The sequence below is a fragment of the Paraburkholderia sp. TE9906 genome (genome assembly GCF_056279605.1).
Map to the genome: position 1 here is coordinate 1 of NZ_JBWCCT010000009.1, position 17,397 is coordinate 17,397.

General features: G+C 57.6%; 16 protein-coding genes. 7 read left to right on the forward strand and 9 right to left on the reverse strand.

All coding sequences use genetic code 11. The annotated features are described in order from the left end of the window. The coding region (locus ACZ9H4_RS23925; protein ID WP_476121224.1) for a zinc-binding dehydrogenase at nucleotides 1-814 on the reverse strand (814 nt) is incomplete at its 3' end. Nucleotides 815-918: 104 nt separating this feature from the next. Between ACZ9H4_RS23925 and ACZ9H4_RS23930 the strand changes: the two genes are divergently transcribed. Then, nucleotides 919-1,770, forward strand: a complete 852-nt coding sequence (locus tag ACZ9H4_RS23930) for a LysR family transcriptional regulator (protein WP_476121226.1) — start codon at nucleotides 919-921, stop codon at nucleotides 1,768-1,770. A 471-nt stretch (nucleotides 1,771-2,241) separates the two neighbouring features. Here ACZ9H4_RS23930 and ACZ9H4_RS23935 read toward each other — a convergent pair whose 3' ends face one another. Both ACZ9H4_RS23935 and ACZ9H4_RS23940 read right to left on the reverse strand, forming a co-directional pair. Beyond that, the gene (locus ACZ9H4_RS23935) at nucleotides 2,242-4,260 is read right to left on the reverse strand and encodes an oxidoreductase (protein ID WP_476121227.1); all 2,019 of its coding nucleotides are present in this window, start codon (nucleotides 4,258-4,260) and stop codon (nucleotides 2,242-2,244) included. Nucleotides 4,261-4,430: 170 nt separating this feature from the next. Continuing rightward, complete coding sequence (locus ACZ9H4_RS23940) at nucleotides 4,431-4,901, reverse strand: MaoC family dehydratase (RefSeq protein WP_408157386.1); 471 nt, start codon at nucleotides 4,899-4,901, stop codon at nucleotides 4,431-4,433. A 364-nt stretch (nucleotides 4,902-5,265) separates the two neighbouring features. On the opposite strand from ACZ9H4_RS23940, the gene ACZ9H4_RS23945 reads away from it, so the two are divergent. Both ACZ9H4_RS23945 and ACZ9H4_RS23950 read left to right on the forward strand, forming a co-directional pair. Next, nucleotides 5,266-6,816 (forward strand): methyl-accepting chemotaxis protein, encoded by a 1,551-nt coding sequence (locus ACZ9H4_RS23945; RefSeq protein ID WP_408157384.1) that lies wholly within the window; start codon nucleotides 5,266-5,268, stop codon nucleotides 6,814-6,816. A gap of 131 nt (nucleotides 6,817-6,947) precedes the next feature. Beyond that, on the forward strand, nucleotides 6,948-7,283 hold the full coding sequence (locus tag ACZ9H4_RS23950) for an Ig-like domain-containing protein (RefSeq protein WP_476121231.1): 336 nt from the start codon (nucleotides 6,948-6,950) through the stop codon (nucleotides 7,281-7,283). Here ACZ9H4_RS23950 and ACZ9H4_RS23955 read toward each other — a convergent pair. Further along, a complete protein-coding gene (locus tag ACZ9H4_RS23955) occupies nucleotides 7,193-7,531 on the reverse strand; it encodes a hypothetical protein (protein WP_408157400.1) in 339 nt (112 codons plus the stop codon). The two genes, ACZ9H4_RS23950 and ACZ9H4_RS23955, sit on opposite strands and share 91 nt — an antisense overlap. Nucleotides 7,532-7,627: 96 nt before the next feature. Between ACZ9H4_RS23955 and ACZ9H4_RS23960 the strand changes: the two genes are divergently transcribed. From ACZ9H4_RS23960 to ACZ9H4_RS23970, 3 genes are all read left to right on the forward strand, one after another. Beyond that, on the forward strand, nucleotides 7,628-7,900 hold the full coding sequence (locus tag ACZ9H4_RS23960; protein WP_476121233.1) for a type 2 periplasmic-binding domain-containing protein: 273 nt from the start codon (nucleotides 7,628-7,630) through the stop codon (nucleotides 7,898-7,900). 138 nt (nucleotides 7,901-8,038) lie between these two features. Next, a complete protein-coding gene (locus ACZ9H4_RS23965) occupies nucleotides 8,039-9,052 on the forward strand; it encodes an alpha/beta hydrolase (protein WP_476121234.1) in 1,014 nt (337 codons plus the stop codon). Between the two features lie 144 nt (nucleotides 9,053-9,196). Beyond that, a complete protein-coding gene (locus ACZ9H4_RS23970; protein WP_476121236.1) occupies nucleotides 9,197-10,348 on the forward strand; it encodes an MFS transporter in 1,152 nt (383 codons plus the stop codon). Nucleotides 10,349-10,424: 76 nt separating this feature from the next. Here the strand turns inward: ACZ9H4_RS23970 and pdxR are convergent, their stop codons facing one another. Beyond that, a complete protein-coding gene (pdxR, locus tag ACZ9H4_RS23975) occupies nucleotides 10,425-11,831 on the reverse strand; it encodes a MocR-like pyridoxine biosynthesis transcription factor PdxR (protein WP_476121238.1) in 1,407 nt (468 codons plus the stop codon). 152 nt (nucleotides 11,832-11,983) lie between these two features. On the opposite strand from pdxR, the gene ACZ9H4_RS23980 reads away from it, so the two are divergent. Continuing rightward, nucleotides 11,984-12,982 carry an SLAC1 family transporter gene (locus ACZ9H4_RS23980; RefSeq protein ID WP_476121240.1) on the forward strand — a complete coding sequence of 333 codons (999 nt, stop codon included), beginning with the start codon at nucleotides 11,984-11,986 and terminating at the stop codon, nucleotides 12,980-12,982. Nucleotides 12,983-13,136: 154 nt separating this feature from the next. Here ACZ9H4_RS23980 and ACZ9H4_RS23985 read toward each other — a convergent pair whose 3' ends face one another. The 4 genes from ACZ9H4_RS23985 to ACZ9H4_RS24000 all read right to left on the reverse strand — a co-directional run bounded on the left by ACZ9H4_RS23985 (nucleotide 13,137) and on the right by ACZ9H4_RS24000 (nucleotide 17,392). Beyond that, complete coding sequence (locus tag ACZ9H4_RS23985; RefSeq protein ID WP_476121242.1) at nucleotides 13,137-14,096, reverse strand: sugar ABC transporter substrate-binding protein; 960 nt, start codon at nucleotides 14,094-14,096, stop codon at nucleotides 13,137-13,139. A 442-nt stretch (nucleotides 14,097-14,538) separates the two neighbouring features. Beyond that, nucleotides 14,539-15,105 (reverse strand): malonic semialdehyde reductase, encoded by a 567-nt coding sequence (locus tag ACZ9H4_RS23990; protein WP_476121495.1) that lies wholly within the window; start codon nucleotides 15,103-15,105, stop codon nucleotides 14,539-14,541. A gap of 95 nt (nucleotides 15,106-15,200) precedes the next feature. Continuing rightward, the gene (locus ACZ9H4_RS23995; RefSeq protein ID WP_408157366.1) at nucleotides 15,201-15,950 is read right to left on the reverse strand and encodes an SDR family NAD(P)-dependent oxidoreductase; all 750 of its coding nucleotides are present in this window, start codon (nucleotides 15,948-15,950) and stop codon (nucleotides 15,201-15,203) included. Nucleotides 15,951-15,991: 41 nt separating this feature from the next. Beyond that, nucleotides 15,992-17,392, reverse strand: a complete 1,401-nt coding sequence (locus ACZ9H4_RS24000; protein ID WP_476121245.1) for an amidohydrolase family protein — start codon at nucleotides 17,390-17,392, stop codon at nucleotides 15,992-15,994. Nucleotides 17,393-17,397 lie beyond the last annotated feature (5 nt).

The following is a 17,397-nucleotide window of genomic DNA, read 5'->3' on the forward strand; positions in this document are numbered from 1 at the left end:
CAGACAGCAACGGCGGCAGGATGAACACGCCGGAATAGGTCGCTTCCTTGAAGGACAGCGGGGCCAGCGCATAAGTGCCCCACCCCAGACAACTGACCACATGACCGAAGCGTCGGACCGCCTGGAAAGACGCATCGAGCGCGGCGCCTCCGACGGTATCGTAGACGTGATGGAAACCGCGCCCGCCCGTGAGGCGCTTCACGTAATCGAGAACAGGTTCAGTCCGCTCGATGAAGGTCGCGCCCAAGCGCTCGATGACCGCGCGGCTATGCGCCGATCCGGTCGCGAAAACCTCTGCACCGAAAGCGCGCGCGAGCTGGACCGCAACATGGCCGACGCCGCCGGCACCACCCTGGACCAGAACAGTGTCTCCTGCACCAACGGCCAGACGATCAACCAGACCCTCCCACGCGGTGATGACCACGGATGGGAGCGCAGCCGCCTCCTGCATCGAAAGGTTCGCCGGTTTTGCCCCCAGAAGGTCTGCGTCGACTGCCGCATATTCCGCGAGCGTGCCCTGTAGTCCGCCGACGCCGCCAGCCATGCCGTACACCTCGTCGCCGGGCACGAAATCCGTCACTTCGGAACCCACCGCTTCGACGGTGCCGCCAAGATCAATGCCGAGAATGGCCGGCAGCGGGTGCCGTGCATGTTCCGCCGCACCGGCATGAATCTTCGTATCAAGGGGATTGACGCCGCTCGCGGCGATGCGCACCAGAACCTCCTTGGGCCCTGGCGCCGGCACCGGTAGATCGCGTATCTGGAACGGCGCGCCGTGCGTTTCGAGAACTGCGGCTTTCATCATTCTGGTCATGAGGTTTCTCTCCTGGAAAAATGTTCAACCATTCTTCCCCTTTCCTTTCTGTATTGATATAGATAATCTTGCACGATTTTCATGCAATTTTGTTTAGGTGCGAAATGGAATGGAGTGACCTCAAAATCTTTCTCGCGATCGCCCGTGCAGGTACGCTCGGCGCGGCCGCGCGCAGCCTCGGTCAATCTCAGCCGACCATGGGAAGGCGGCTGAGGGCGTTGGAAGCCGCAGTCGGCCATACGCTGTTCCAGCGGACCGCCGACGGCTTCGTGATGACCGACGAGGGCAACGCGGTCCTTGAACACGCTGAACGGATCGAGGAAGAGGCGCTCGCGTTCCAGCGCCGGCTCACCGGCTCGGATGTGCAGCTCGAGGGTATGCTGCGGCTCTCCTCTTCAGACTGGTTCGGCACCTACATGCTAGCGCCTGCGCTGGCGGAGTTCAGTGAGCGTCATCCGAAGGTCTGCGTCGAGCTGCTGAGCGACGGCCGGCTTTACAGCCTGCCCCGGCGCGAAGCCGACATTGCATTTCGGATCAAGCCATTCGAGGAGCCCGAGGTCGTCTCCCGGCGGTTGCTGACTATTTCCTACGCGCTCTATGCGCGAGCCGACGCTGCAATTGATCTGGCAGCGGGGGGCGCCGGCCTGCGGGTGGTAACGATGGACACAGCGTTCGCGGAGATGCCAGACGCGCTATGGCTAAAACGGGTCCTCCCTGAAGCTCAGATCGCGATGCGCAGCAACAGCCGCCTCGTCCAAGCGGAGTTCTGTCGACAGGGCAGCGGGCTAGCTGTATTGCCGAGACCTCTGGGCGACCGCATACCGGACATCGTGCCGCTCGGTCTGGCGGAGACGCCGCCCGTTCGCGAGACCTACGTCGGATATCATCGAGACCTGCGCCGGCTGTCGCGCTTGCGGGCTCTCCTCGATCTTGTCATTGAGCGCCTCGCGAACTGACGGACCCGCGAGAAATCATTGGGGGCAATCGCGGTAGCCGGTCAGTATCTCGGTTTTATAACGATCTCATGCCGGTCGGTCCGCGACCAATCTGGCGAATCACACGTGAGCACGTCATTGTGTCTGCTGCGCGCGACACCGTTGCGGCTCGGATGGCGGCCCTGAAACATTGCGCGGCCACCTTCAGCTACAACCGGTAACAATCGCCGCGCGTGATCGCCCTGTGCGCCGGAGCTGCCGACGAAGGGACATGCATCTTGATGAATTGACGTGGACCGCGTTCTCCGAGTAGGCGAGGAAGTCAACCCCCTTCACCCCTCACAGGCCCGGACGAGCCCGAGAAGATTCTGCGTAAGATTCGCCTTCCTACCAGACTTTCTTGTTCGTCATGCCTGTCTCCTCTTCAGATTCGGCGTTCGCAAGTCGCTCTGTTTCTCTAGTCATTCCATGATCACGGGCGAGTCCGGCGGCTCACACAGCGATAGCTAAGCGTGTTGCCTGCTCGATTGCACGCAACGCATCCAGTTCACCGGCGAAGTCAGCGCCGCCAATCACACGGACTTCAATCCCCTCAGCCTTGAACCGCTCATAAAGATCGCGCTCGCACTCCTGTCCCGTGCAGAAAATTACATTGTCTACAGCCAGAACACGCAATTGCCCGTCCCGAGTGTAGTGCAAACCAGCATCGTCTACTCGCTGGTATGTCACGCCCGAGATCATCTCGACATTGGCACGACGAAGTCGCGACTTAAGAATCCACCCCGTCGATTTTCCGAGTCGCTTGCCAAGCGGCTCGTCTTTTCGCTGAAACATGTAGACCTGACGCAGTGGGGACTTGCGTTGCGCCGGAATAAGCCCTCCGCCCGACGCCAGGCTCGAATCCACGCCCCATGCCTGGAAGAAGGTTTCAGGGTCGACCGACTCCTGTTCATTGCCGACGAGAAACTCAGCGACATCGAACCCGACTCCACCTGCGCCAATGATCGCTACGCTGTTGCCGACCGAACTGCTACCACCGAGCACATCGATGTAAGACAGCACCTTCGGATGGTCCGCACCTTCAATGTCCGGTGTGCGCGGTCGCACGCCGGTTGCAACCACAATCTCGTCAAACCCTCCGCCTCGGAAGTCGGATGGCTTAACATCCGCGCCAAGGCGAACGTCGACACCAAGCGTTGCCAGACGCGTACGAAAATATCTGAGCATCTCGTTGAATTCGCTCTTTCCCGGAACGGCACGTGCGAGGTTCAGCTGCCCGCCAAGCGACGCCGCCGATTCGAATAGTGAAACATAGTGTCCCCGCTCGCTCGCATTGATTGCAAACGCCATTCCGGCTGGACCGCCGCCGATAACGGCAAGCTTCTTCCTTCTCGCAATCGGACTCGGGACAAACTCGATCTCGCGTCCAGCTCGCGGATTGACAAGACAAGTAGCAGAACGATCAGTGAAGATCCGGTCGAGGCACGCCTGGTTGCAAGCGATACAGGTATTAATCTCTCCCGGCCGACCAAGGCGCGACTTTTTTGCGAAGTCTGGATCGGCTAGCAGTGGTCGCGCCATGGATACGAGATCGGCAGAGCCCGTTGCAAGAAGCCTTTCAGCTCCATCGGGCGTATTGATTCGGTTCGACGCAATCACAGGACAGGTAACAGCGGCCTTGACGTTTTCTATTGCGTACAACCAGGCGGATCTAGGCACTGACGCGGCAATGGTAGGTACTGCGGATTCATGCCACCCTATCCCTGTGTTGAGCATATCCGCACCCGCGGCTTCGACGTTACGAGCCAGTTCAGCAACCTCAGGACCGCTCATACCGCCATCGACAAGATCGACCGCCGAGATTCGGTAGATGACCATGAACTCATCGCCGATCCGCCGCCGAATTGCACGCAGAATTTCCAACGGGAAACGCATCCGTGCTACGCCGCTTCCGCCGAATTCGTCGGTCCGGTGATTCGTCAAAATTGCCGTGAACTGATTGATCAGGTAACCCTCGGAACCCATGATTTCCACGCCATCGTAGCCTGCCTCGCGAGCCAACTCGGTAGCTTTTGCGAAGTCCTCGATGGTTTGCCATACTTCTTCTGTGGTCAGTTCGCGCGGAACAACTGGATTGATGCGTGCCCGGTCGGACGACGGTCCAACACAGAGAGGATGCCTCGCATAACGGCCGGCATGCAAAAGCTGCAGTGCAATGAGCCCGCCGGCAGCATGCACTGCCTCAGTAATTGAGCGATGCTCTTTGATCTGCGAATGATCACAAAACAACGGCGCATTCGGCTCAAAAATGCCCTCACGATTCGGAGAGTGGCCACACGTCAGGATCAGACCAACTTCGCCTTGCGCGCGTGTCCGGTAAAAGGCGGCGACTCGTTCGTGAGGCCGATCAAGTGTTTCCAGACGCGTATGCATCGCGCCCATGACGATACGGTTACGAAGCGTGACCGCGCCGACCTGAAGAGAGGCCATTAGGTGCGGATAAAGTTCCATATTTCCTTCTGAAGCGAAGCACATCTTGAAGCGATGGTGCGGAGAACCTCGCGGCCGCGGTTTAGGCAATCAAGCTTCCAACGGCCCAGCTGACGCTACGGCGGCGAGCACCTCGGGAGCGAAGAGCACTTAAGGAAACACCTGGCGTGAGTACGCAGGAGACGCCTTCGCTAGTCAGGCCGTCCAGCAAGCATCCTCTTCACGTCATACGTCAGCACGTTCACGTCCTCTTGATTGAACACGTCTACCCGGCTTGCGAACACCGCCCGATTATTTTTCGAGGTCGGTCTGACCTCTACCACTTCGACGACCCCATGGATTGCGTCGTTGACAACTACCGGCTTGAACGCCTTTATCGACATTTCCAGCAACGCAAGGCCCGTACCCTGCACCATCGTTTGACAGAGCATTCCTTCAATCAGGCCACTAGTTAGCATCGCTGGCACAGGACGGTTAGACAGGGCAGCGTGTTCGAAAGCGGCGTCAATGAAGACGGCCTCAAGCATTCCTATGGTGGATATGAAATTCACCAAGTCGGCCTCCGTCACCGTGCGCCGATATGTGCGAAATTTTTCTCCGACATGGAGGTCCTGCCAATAGAACCCTCGTCCAAGCAGTTGCGCTTCCTGGTTCAATTTCATCTCCCTTCCCCCGTCCAAGAATCGCACGGCATGCGAAAGAACTGCCCGCAATTGTAGGCAGCACTATCGCCAGTGCGTATCTGAAGCAATAGTCAGCTACGAGATTCAACGTTCTCGGGCTACGCCTTTCAACTGCCCTTTGCAGATATGATCCAAGCATTCTAGACCATACCATGACGTCATACACCATAATATGGATACCTCGCGCCGCTGTCAACATATGATGGCCCCGAGAAAAACAACGATAAAATAGCTAATTATTCGCGATTTTCGCCAGTAAAGGTGCTGCGACAGAGGGTTTACACTTACATCAAGAAAGGCCTGAAAAAACCGTTATATGGTTTCAACTCTACAATTGACGACCATGACACTGAACAAAAAGCTCGCCCTATCGATCGTGGTGCTTTGGACTGGACTACTGATGATCAGCTGTTTCGGTGCATGGCATAGCCGCGCACAATTGATCACTGACCGCCACGAACAGCTAAAGCAACTTGTCGAGGAGGCAAGCAGTATTGCCAGACATTTCTACGATCTATCGCAGAAGGGTTCCATCAGCGAAGACGACGCGAAGAAGCAAGCTCTCCTCGTCATATCCAGCTTGAGATTTGGGTCAGACGGCTATGTGACCATTAGCGATTCGCGCCTTCGCAACATCATGCACCCCATGCAACCGTCGCTGGCGAACCGGGACATGTCGAGCTTTGTGGATGCAGCCGGCAATCACATGTTTATGGATATCGTCCAAGCTGGTAATAAGGCAGGCGGCGGTTTTTTTCGCTATGTCTGGACCAGGCCCGGCGGCAAAGCCGCGGTCCCTAAGACCGGGTATTCGCTCCACTTCGAGCCATGGGACTGGTATGTCGTCACTGGTGTGTACATGGATGATGTCGAGCACGCTTTTTTCTCCGACCTGCTCCAGTGGCTGACTATCACGATCCTGCTCGGGGGCGCAGCCACACTGATCATGTCGCTCGTGCTTCGCAGTGTACGTAGCACTCTTGGCGGCGACCTTGAGGTGACGCTTGGGTATGCTCAACGTATGGCCGCAGGAGATCTTGCTACGGCTATATCTGTGACTGCCAGCGATCGCCATAGCCTCCTCCGCTCGCTCCACGACATGCAGACGCGACTGATTGAGATGATTTGGCATGTCCGTGCCAGCGCGGAAAATGTGAACGTGAGCGCAAACGAAATTGCTGCGGGCAACACCGACCTGTCGCAGCGAACCGAAGAACAGGCTGCGGCGCTGGTACAAACAGCGTCAAGCATGGATCACATGACCGCGAATGTGCGCGCAAATGCCGATAGTGCACTGCATGCGGCGAAGCTAGCCGAGCAGGCTGCGGACATCGCGGCTCAAGGCAACAAGGTCGTGGGCAATGTGGTCAAGACGATGGGGGAAATTTCAAACAAGTCACGTCAAATTGCTGACATTTTGAGCGTGATCGACGGGATCGCCTTCCAGACCAATATCCTTGCGCTCAACGCAGCGGTCGAGGCTGCACGTGCAGGCGAACAAGGAAGGGGATTCGCGGTTGTCGCCGCGGAAGTGCGCAACCTGGCGCAGCGCTCTGCAAATGCGGCGAGGGAAATCAAAACACTAATCGACTCGTCGACTGCCACAGTTGACGAAGGAGCATCGCTTGTCGGATGTGCTGGCGCCACGATGGACGAAATACTTCAGGCCGTAGGGCATGTCGCTTCCACCCTTGACAAGATCAGCGCCGGTTCGCACGAACAACGTGCAGGCATCGAGGAAATCAACCGGGCGGTGAATGAGATGGATCATGTAACGCAGCAAAACGCCGCTCTGGTCGAACAGGCCGCCAGCGCCGCTATCTCTTTGCGAGATCAGGCACACGCGCTGCGTCAGACCATCTCCGTCTTTACACTGCCTGACACACGTGCGTGATGCACGCCGCCGAAAACGGTCGTCTGCGGTCCGTACAGACCGATCTTTGATGCGCTCGCCAGTAGTCAGCCTGCACCTCGCGGTGACAGGCTGACTAGTGAATATCGGTCTGAGACGTTGTGCCTGAGTGCGTGATAGTTTCACCCCCGGATAATAGTGTCGTGAGTGCCGGTGAACCAACGAATATAGAAGGTTGGGCGTGGTCCGATGCCGGGGTCACGCGCATCGAAGTGAGCGTGGATGGAGGCGAGAACTGGGAGGCGGCGAAGCATGCCGGTCGCCCAGACTTTAGCTGGCAGCACTCCTGCCTTTCATGGACCTTTCGTGCGGGCGAACATCATATTTTTTGCCGCTGCATTGATGCTCGCGGCGTAGGTCAGCCTGTATCTTCAGCGCGAAACGAAATGCATTCGATCATGATCAGGGCCATTTCGACTGCGGCCACACACAACGCAATGCCGTCGTGAGGATATTCAAAGCGCACGAACACCATCGCGCGTTGGCAAGTGATAACCGAGCCATAAACACACCTTACCGCCTGTAATGAAAGCACTGGAACTTCGACAACTTCGCTACTTTTCAAATAGCAGCGCTCGCAACGGACGAGATCGACTTGGTTTTTGCGTACCTGTCGAGCAACCGGACCCAAAGGCGCACATAGGCTCTGAACACCTGCTGGACTCCGACTGATGTCTGCTGGTTCGGTAGCGATCATCGCCTTGCACAACGCACCCGTCTGCGTATTGAGGAGTTGGCCGGTGAGTGACTGATAGTTCCCGCGCGGGCCGTCAACGAGCCGCTCTACGATTCGGTGCTCGCCCGCTTTGCCGGCGCCAACGTCAAGCCGACTATCGTCTACGAGACCACCCAATCGCAAATCGGCATCGCCTTGGTCGACCTGGGGCTCGGCTCACCACTCAGCGCAGCCTACGTTTTTGCGTCGGCGCCCGACTCTCGCGTGCCTTGTCCGGTCGACGGTTTCGAGCCGCTGGTCGTGAAGATATTCTTCCGCGAGCGCAAGCGTAGTCCGCTCGTGCTCGACTTCATCGAACTCGCGATCGAGGAAGCGCGTCGTACGCAATGAGCCAGCTCCTACCCACCGGCGACAGGACGGCCGATTAGCCAAACTTATCGCGAAGCCCGCTACTTCGAATTGGCCCGATGAATCATGCACCGCCACACTTCTCTCCTCGGTCAATGACTACAAGTCCCAAGGAAAATCATGAAATCCCGAAGTATTTCCGCGCTTGGTTTTGCAGCAGCAATAGCGGTAGGGTCCACCGTCATCGACGTGCAGGCGCAAAGCGCCCCTGCGCAAAGCAGCGACGGTATTGCCACCGTCGTCGCCATGCGTCAACAGTCTCTCGTCGGAACGCACGACTTCATCGACCGCCGGGCCGCCTTCGAAAAGCTGATGGCGGGATTCCCCGTCCCCGATGGCGTGACAATCCGCACTGTCAGCGCGAACGGCGTGCCGGCCAAGTGGATCTCGCCGGACAGTGGCACATCGTCGAGCGCGCACACCGGGCGCGTGATTCTGTACCTGCACGGCGGCGGTTTCTACAGCGGCTCCAGCGACAGCCATCGCGTGCTTGCCGCGACGCTCGCAAAAGACGCTCAGGCCAACGTATTGCTGATCGACTACCGGCGCATGCCCGAGGCCGTCTATCCGGCTCAGATCGATGACGCTGTCGCCAGCTATGAATGGCTGTTGCAACAAGGCTATTCGGCTTCCCATATCGCACTTGCCGGAGAATCGGCCGGCGGCAATCTCGTGGTCGAACTGGCGCTCCGGCTGCGCGCAGCACATCGGCCGTTGCCGACTTCAATAGTCGCGATGAGCCCGATCATGGACCTGACTGCGTCGGGCGAATCTACCCAGACAAACGCTGCCAGAGACCCCCTTCTGACCCGCAAGGGCCTGCTGGACGTAACCGCCGTCTACATGCATGGCGTCGACCCACGCAACCCCGGCGCGTCTCCCTTGTTCGCCGACCTGCACGGATTGCCGCCTCTGCTTTTGCAAGTCGGTGCAGGCGAAATCCTGCTCGACGACAGCCTGCGGATGGCACAAGCGGCCGCTGCGGACGACGTCGCAGTCTCGGTTGAAGTTTGGCCCGGGATGGTCCACCAGTGGCAGTTGTTTCCGAGCCTCGTCCCCGATGCTCGCCTGGCACTCAAGCATGTGAGCGAATTCATCGATACACACATGGCACTCGCTAAAGACGTGCCGTGACTGTAATCCGAACCAGCGTTGCGGGTCATGGCATTGGCACGCGCTATCAATGGGTCCGAGGGCAACCGATCTCACCTTCCTGCTCCGCCTGACATCGGGCGCGCAGTTGCTGCCCTGGCTACTGCCGCGCTTCAACTTCAACTTATGTACATCAAACTGTCCGGACTCCTCCTTGGCAACCTGGCCATTTGTTCCAACGCATTGGTCACGACCGCATTACTCATTCCCCTGCGGCATGAATTTCATCTGACCGATGCCCAGGCGACGTCCATGGCTTTCGTGTATGGGCTGACCTACGCCGTCGTCGCACCATTCATCGGAGTACTGGCAGCACCATTTTCGCGTCATCGGGTTGCACTCGGCGGCATTGCCATTTTCATCCTCGGTTGTATCATCTCCGCCTGTGCCGGGTCGTCCATGGTTCTATGGATCGGCCGGGTAATCACCGCAGCAGGGGCCGCGCTTTTCACGCCCACCGCCAGCGATCTCGCGGCGGCGGTTGAGCCGGTGCGGCGAGGTCAGGCGGTAAGCTACGTCTACCTTGGCCTGGGCGGTGCGACACTCGTCGGCATCCCGGGTGCCATGTGGTTAGCGGCGGCCTACAACTGGCGAATGGCCTTTCTTGCATTCGCCGCGATCGCTTTGCTTGCAGCCGGTCTGGTTATCATGATGACTTGGCCGCCACGGAATGTGACCGGCAAGCCGGGCAAGTGGTCGGATATCTTTCGGGACTATCGTGTGATCGGAAGCTTGTTGTCCACGCTGCTGCTGGCAACTGCGCAGTACTCGCTCTATACGTTCGCCTCCGCGTATTTGATGCTTGTTGACCGGTTCTCGATAGCCACCGCAACGGGCGCGCTTATGGTCTTCGGCATAGCGGGCATCGTTGGCGGAATAGTGGGTGGCGTCGCCACTGATCGCCTTGGTAGCCACCGGGTTCTCTGGTTCAGCCCCGCAGTGTTACTCATCTCCCATCTTGCGCTTCTCAGCGTCCACCTCGAGGGCGGGATCCTCCTTGTCCTCGCTGCCTGGGGTCTCGCGGCGTACTCATTCCAGGCACCTCAGCAGACACGGTTGATGAACCTGATGCCCAACGCCAGAAGCACGATATTGTCTTTCAACTCAACCGCCAATTATTGCGGGATCTCCGCAGGCTCCGCACTCGGCGGACTGGTTGTTGACCGCGTCGGCTTGCACACGCTTCCTTGGATTTCGGCTGCCATTGCTTTGGCAGCGCTGCTCTCCTGCTTGCCTGCCGCTTTCGTAAGATCCACCGGCGCGAGTCACCCGCCTTGAGTCTTATGTTCAAACCAAGTGTTTTTTTGACACCGATTGACGAAGACCGGACAAGCTGCGCAAATTTGAAACGTCTCTAGAGACTGCGACGCAGATCGAGCAGCGCTGATTTAATCCGGGCGAATGGCATTGCCCCGAAGCCGATCACAATAAACGGTCGCAATGTGCTTTCGGAAAGCGTGTAAGCCCAAGGGGTACCAATGGCCAAGTTCGCCCTCTGGCAGGCGGCCAGTACGCGCTGCAATTCGACGCCGGACTCAATCTCGATGTAAAACTGCAGTCCACCGCTTGGCACGCGGTATGTCCAGTCTGGGAAGTTCGCGCCTAGCAAGTTTGCAAAGTCGTCTCTCTTGCGCCGGTACACATTTCGCATGCGTTTGACATGACGTTCGAGAGCTCCGCTTGCAAGCAGATCTGCGACCCACCGCTGAATCAGACCGTTTGTTCCTCTCGACAAACTCCAATGCAACGCGGCCATTTCCTGGACTAAAGCAGCGTCGGCAACAATGTAACCAAGACGAACCGTGTTGAAGAGAATTTTGGAGAATGTACCCAAGTACACGACGTTTCGAGCGCTGCTGCTTGCCTTTAGCGCAGGCTGTGGCTGGCGGTCGTAATAGAACTCGCTGTCGTAGTCGTCTTCCACGATCAGGACGCCTTGCGCGACCGACTGCTTCAAAATAGTTCCACGCCTGGCTTCATCAAGGGCAATGCATTGTGGAAAGTGATGTTCCGGCATCAGATACAGTATGTCGTCGGCTCCTAACAATGTATTCCCTAAGACGATGCCCTGGGTATCCACTTCATGTGCATGAAGCGCATAGTTGAAACGTGCGAAATTTCGTGGAATACCAAGGTAACCCGGTACACCGAAGTGCACGGTCTTGCGCGATCTCTGCAGTGCGAGGGCAATAAGCACGGCGCCGTACTGCGATCCAGGTACGACGATAACCTCCTCAGGTCTTGCATGAATGCCGCGCGACGGAAGCAGGCGTTCGCAGATGAGCTTGCGCAACGTCAGGTCGCCTGCGCTCTCACCGAATGAATTGAGAAGCGCAGGGTAGCGAAGCACTCTGCTAAAGCTTTGTCGAAGCTCGGTCACTGGTAGATGCGCCGTGTCGGCCATGCTAGGCAGCAGTGAGCGCAAGCGAGGATCATCGATCAACGGCTCCTCCGGCGCGAGCAATCTCTCCCCTGATGAGCTCGTGCCGTTAGTGAAGTCCACCGCTGAATCATCGGCCTTCACGACTTGCGTGCCTCGACCAACATGGCTTACGCACAGATTGCGACTGCGGAGTTCTTCGTAGGCCTGCACCACGGTGCCTCGTGATATCCCAAGTTGCCGGGCAAGGTCTCGCGTTGACGGAAGACGCATCCCGAAAGGAAGCTCCCCTGCCCTTATCAGGAATTCAATCTGATCGGCTAGTTGCCGGTAGATTGGAAGCGCGTCATCCGCAGCCGGATTAAGGCGTATATCGAACATCACGGAGGCTGAATCATACCAATGATTTCCAAGAATTGGATCTTAACATCGCAATGAGTATGGACCAATCTGAGAGACTTCATCAACAGGGGTTTTTGCACCGGACGGCTAACGGTGGTCTTGCGTTAGACAGGCGGTGTTTGGGACGCTTCATGTCAGACCGATTCCTGCAGCACACCAGATTTGATCTCTTCACCAGCGCGATGGGTACCATCGGACTCGGGCTGGGGTGGAGAATCGCATCAGTCTCGTTCGGGTTACCGCATTTCATTGGGGAAAGTATCTTGCTTGCAGGCGCTGCGTTATACGGCGTGTTGGTAGCGCTGCAACTCGTCCGCGCGTGTGTCCGCCCAGACGCCTTGGTCGACGAATGGAACTCGTCTTCGCAGTTCGTGTTCTTCTCGGCCGCGACCATATCGGGGTCTCTTCTGGCGCTGGCGGCCCTTCCGTACAGCCCGCTGCTAGCCAAATGCATCTGGTGGCCGACAACCGCGGCGCAGCTCATCGTGTTAGTCGCATCAATGCGGCGCTGGATGACCCGGACACATCGTATATCGGAAGCGGGACCTACCTGGCTGATTCCAATGGTTGGAAATGCATCTCCTGCATTCGCGGGCGTGACTCTCGGCTACGAAAACCTGAGCCAGGCGATGCTGATCTCGGCCATCGCTTGCTGGTTTGCATTCCAGCCAATCATTCTGTTCAGAATGATTTTTTCGGAACCGCGGATCGCTGTTCGCGCGTTGCCCGGTCTCAAGATCCTCGTGTCCGCTCCCGCGGTCATTGCCATCGCCCTGTCCGCTATCCTGGGTAACGGCAACATGCTGTCGGAGTTCTGGACATATTGTTCGCTTTTCTTTGCGCTATGCGTAGCAAGTCTTGGGAAACGCTTGTGGGAGGCCACTTTTTCACGTTCATGGTGGGGTTTCACCTTCCCCTTGACCGCTCTTTCCAGTGCGCTCATCAGGCTCTATCAGGCGCGCCCGACTGCATTTACCGCGACGCTCGCCCTAGGCTCTCTGAGCGTCGCAACCGGTGTGGTGGCGATTGTTGCAGCCGCCGCTTCGTGGCATGGGCTACGTCGACTCTCACCGGTGACAAAGCCGGCGGTGGGCGACGACGTTGTTCAACCTGCAACCACTCGGTCCTGACCCGAACCACTGCGTGCCGCTATAAGCGGCCAGCGGCCAGCGGCCAGCGGCCAGCGGCCAGGTGGGTGTGCGAAAGCCCCCGTGGTTCCGACAACGTCAAGCCACATTCGATGCACGCTAAATCGGGCGACTGCTTAAAAGTGCGAACATCGCCTCACTGCCTAAGCGCGTCTGCCCACGTGGGGCACGTCATCTTCTCCGGTGCGACATCGAAACTCTGATAGTTAGCGGATGTCACGACCTCGGTCTTTAGCGAAATCTCCTCGGGTACAGGCTCCTTGTGCAGCGACCGAACTGCCGCCATCACACCGATACATCCCTGCTTGAACCCGGAATAGTCACCGCTAGCGAGCAGTTTTCCTTCCTTGATCAGATCAACCGCTTCTTTGCTCGCAGCGATACCGACCACTTCCGCTTTTCGGTTCGCCCCGTCCAGGGCATCGAGTGCACCAATGGCCATCGCATCGTTCGCGGCCAATATGCCGTCGATCTTCGGATAGGTCTGCAACAGGTTTTCCGTCACTTGCAACGCCTGCATCCTCTGATAGTTCGCAGGCTGGGAACTCAAAACCCTAACACCTGGCACCTCCTTCAATGCATCGTGGAAGCCGCGCATACGTTCCTCGGATGTCGAGGTCCCTTTAACGCCCTCAAGAATGATCACATTTCCTTTTACACCGAGAGATTTTAGAAGAACGCGAGCGGTCTGCAATCCCAGTTGATAGTCGCTTGCGCCTACGAAAGTCACGAAATCACCTGACTGAGCCTTGTCGCCGACGTTCACCGTCGGAATTTTCGCTGCATTCAATTTTTTAATCCCGGGGCCCATTGCTTTGAAGTCCACTGGAACGAACACGACCGCGTTTGGATGTTTGACGACGACATCGTCAATCTGGCTCATTTGTTCTGGAATGCTGTCAGTTTGAGTCGGCACATAGTTAGTCAACGTCACGTGCAATTCGTTCGCTGCACTCCGCGCGCCCAACCGAACGCTTTCAAAGTAGGGGTTCGTCTGATTCTTGGTGAATAATGCAATGCTTTCTTTGTCAGCATAGGCGGCGCTGCCGTATAAGCACAGTACGAGTACCATAAAACGCCATGAAATGCTTTTCATATCTGTCTCATTGAACATATGGGTCTGTGGTTATATCTGCGTGACCCGATCTTTCGTGTCACTAATGGCGCAATACCGGCTAGGCGTTTACCGCAGAGATTCCTTCGACATACGCGGTATCCATATCTTTGCAGCCGATAGCAGGATTTCCTCATTCGGGACTTGTGCAGTCCTGCATCAACATGCTCCATTGAAGCGACTCTGGAACGCAGGTCCCTTCGGAACCGAGCCCGCGCAATCCGAGAATTGCCACGTTGCGGCACACAGCTCAGGCAGCCGCGGCTCGCAAGCGCAATTCCACAGAGGCGATTTTCAGTACGGCAATGTAATGACAGCATTCCGGCGGTAAAGTCCCTTTTTTCTCAAGACGCGAATCTGATCTGCATCTTAGCGGCAGCAGAGCCAGAGCATCTGCGGCGAACGTAGATACTGTGCCGCGCGATCACAGCACCTCGCAAGCATCCTCGAACGTGAGTCTTGGCAAGCGGCCCATCACTTTCGACTGATCACCGTAACCGATGTTGCAGACAAAATTCACCTTGAAGTCCCCTTTCGGGAAGAACTCCTGATTCACCTTTTGCGCGTCGAAGCCGGACATCGGCCCACAATCCAGACCCAATGCGCGAGCCGCCATGATCAGATACGCACCCTGTAGCGTGCTATTGCGAAAAGCCGTGCTCTCGATCAATTCCTGCTTGCCTTCGAAGATCGCTGCCGCATCCTGCTTGTGCGGAAACAGTTTCGGTAGCTGTCGGTAAAACGCAAGATCATGAGCAACGATGGCGCACACCGGTGCAGCCCGCGTCTTGTCCACGTTACCCGGCGACAGTGCGGGAATCAGACGCTCCCTGGCTTGCGGCGTATGCAGAAACACTATGCGTGCTGGGCTCGTATTCATGCTGGTCGGCCCGTACTTCATGATTTCGTATAGCTCGCGCAAATGAGCATCGGAAACCGGACGATCGAGCCAGCCGTTCTGGCTACGCGCTTCCTTGAAAAGCAGGTCAATCTATTTTTCGTCAAGTCGGTTCATAGTTTCAAATCTTCCGTTGTCGTATTTGCTGGATTGGTCATGCGTTTCGGTTTTGTAGCACCGTAAAACGCTCAGGAAATAGTGCGGCCACTATCGATCTTCAGATGCGAGCCGGTCATATGCGGCGTCAGATCGCTGAGCGCGAAGGCCACCAGCCATCCGAGTTCTTCCGGCTCCGTCACTTCCTGCAGCGGCAAAACACTTGCCGCCTTCTCCAGATAACCGGGAATGGCGCGAAGAGGCGGCGTCGCAGTCTGTCCAGGAACCAGCGTATTGACTCGAATGCGGTATTTGCCCAACTCGAGCGCTAGCGCCTCCATCATCGCGTGCACGCCGCCTTTGGATGCCACATAGGCCGCCGCATTCGGAATGACCCGCACCGCGGTCGACGAACCGGTTGCAATCAGCGAGCCGCCGCGGCCCTGTTTGATGAGGATCCTCGCGGCGTGCCAGAGCGTCTGGAACGTGCCGGTCAGGTTCACCGCGATGATGCGGTCCCACTCCGCCAGCGTTAATTCTTCGAACGGCGCGAGAGAAATGACGCCGGCATTGGCGACCACGCTCGTGAGTTCGCCAAAGCGGGTGCAGGTGAAGTCGAACATCGCCTCGATGGCCGAAGGTTGCCGAATGTCGACCTGAAAGTCGATGATCTGGCCGCCGCTCGACAGATTCGCCTGGCTCACTGTTTCCTTGAGGCCCGCAGCGTCATAGCCTGCCGCGCACACCTTCGCGCCCAGGCTCGCGCATTGCAACGCAACCGCCCGACCAATGCCCGATTCCGCGCCCGTCACCACGATATTTTTATTTCGGAGTTCTATCATGTTAGCTTACCTTGTCATTCGGTTTTAGACTTGGGTCTGCTTTACTCGCCCGCGTGGTACTGTTTGGGCACCCACGTTCCATCGAGCTTCAGCCCATTCTTGCCATTTGCACGAAGCACGATGGCGTCGCGCGACTTATAGGCAAGTTGCCGCACTTCTTCGAAATTGACGCCCACCAGTTTCCCGTCGCGCTTGACCACCTTGCCATTGACGAGCACCGTATCGACCAGGCCCGGATGGCAGTTGTAGACGAACTGCGCAATCGGGTCGTTAAGCGGGGTCATTTCGAACGAGTCCGTTCGGATCATGATCACGTCGGCCTGCTTGCCAGGCGTGAGGCTGCCGATCTTCGCATCCAGTCCACACGCTTGCGCGCCCCGTATCGTTGCGAATTCCAATACGTCGCGGCAGGTCGTCTGCATCTCATCGACGCAAGCCTTGCCGGCATTGCGAGCCTCTTCGTTGTCGAAGCCGCGCTGCGTGCCGAGCGCCGCACGCATCGTGCCGAACAGGTGACCACCATTCGAACTGCAGACGTCGATCGAAAGACTTGGTTTGATGCCTGCCTTGATGAGCCGGCCGGTTGCAGGCCAGCCATGACCCATTTGCAGTTCGATGTCAGGCGCGATCGAAGCCGTGCAACCGGCGTCGGCCAGCATCTTCAACTCATCATCTGCCAGCGAGTTGCAATGCACGCACGTCAGCTTTGGAGAAAGCATGTTTCGTTCAGCGAGCGCGGCAATGGGTCGCCCTTTCCCCCATTCGCCGTCGCCGAAGTGACAGGAAATGCGCAGATCGAGTTCATCGGCCAGTTGCCAGTCGCGCTCGGTCACCTCCATGGTGGCGAACTGATTGCCACGGGCGGCGAGACACAGCGTCACGAGGCTGTTATCGTTCGCGAGGCGTCCGCGGCGCAACCGCCTGACGTCCTCCCGTGGATGCTCGACTTGACTGACCACCTGATAATGCTGATGTCCGCCACCGTGACCAAACACCACACGTGCCCCGGTTGCAACCAACGCATCGACCGCGGCATCCGTATGTTCCGGCGTGTTCAGGTTGTGGCACCAGTCGAGCATCGTCGTGATGCCCGAATTCAATGCCTCCAGTGTGCCCAGCAGATTCCCCGCATAGGTATCCTCCGCGCTGTACAACTCGCTGATCGTGCCGTGCAAACCAGTGAAGTAATGCGAGAGGCTCCAGTCGGAAGCGATATTCCTGAACAGTGACTGCCACGTGTGACGATGTGTGTCGACGAGACCCGGCAGGACCATAGAGTTGCTTGCGTCGATGACTTCCGCGTCCTCCACGCCTGGAATCGACTGGGCAATCGCAACGATACGGCTGTCCTCGATCAGCATGTCGCCACGGCTTAACTCACGAAATTTCGGGTCCATCGTCACGATGACGCCGCCCTTGATCAACATCTTCTGTGGCTTCACAACCG

Bases quoted from the DNA above. Each gene is read 5' to 3' on its own strand.
- ACZ9H4_RS23930 (WP_476121226.1), top strand. From the start codon at position 919: ATGGAATGGAGTGACCTCAAAATCTTTCTCGCGATCGCCCGTGCAGGT.
- ACZ9H4_RS23935 (WP_476121227.1), bottom strand. From the start codon at position 4,260: ATGGAACTTTATCCGCACCTAATGGCCTCTCTTCAGGTCGGCGCGGTC.
- ACZ9H4_RS23940 (WP_408157386.1), bottom strand. From the start codon at position 4,901: ATGAAATTGAACCAGGAAGCGCAACTGCTTGGACGAGGGTTCTATTGG.
- ACZ9H4_RS23945 (WP_408157384.1), top strand. From the start codon at position 5,266: ATGACACTGAACAAAAAGCTCGCCCTATCGATCGTGGTGCTTTGGACT.
- ACZ9H4_RS23955 (WP_408157400.1), bottom strand. From the start codon at position 7,531: ATGATCGCTACCGAACCAGCAGACATCAGTCGGAGTCCAGCAGGTGTT.
- ACZ9H4_RS23965 (WP_476121234.1), top strand. From the start codon at position 8,039: ATGAAATCCCGAAGTATTTCCGCGCTTGGTTTTGCAGCAGCAATAGCG.
- ACZ9H4_RS23970 (WP_476121236.1), top strand. From the start codon at position 9,197: ATGTACATCAAACTGTCCGGACTCCTCCTTGGCAACCTGGCCATTTGT.
- pdxR (WP_476121238.1), bottom strand. From the start codon at position 11,831: ATGTTCGATATACGCCTTAATCCGGCTGCGGATGACGCGCTTCCAATC.
- ACZ9H4_RS23980 (WP_476121240.1), top strand. From the start codon at position 11,984: ATGTCAGACCGATTCCTGCAGCACACCAGATTTGATCTCTTCACCAGC.
- ACZ9H4_RS23985 (WP_476121242.1), bottom strand. From the start codon at position 14,096: ATGAAAAGCATTTCATGGCGTTTTATGGTACTCGTACTGTGCTTATAC.
- ACZ9H4_RS23995 (WP_408157366.1), bottom strand. From the start codon at position 15,950: ATGATAGAACTCCGAAATAAAAATATCGTGGTGACGGGCGCGGAATCG.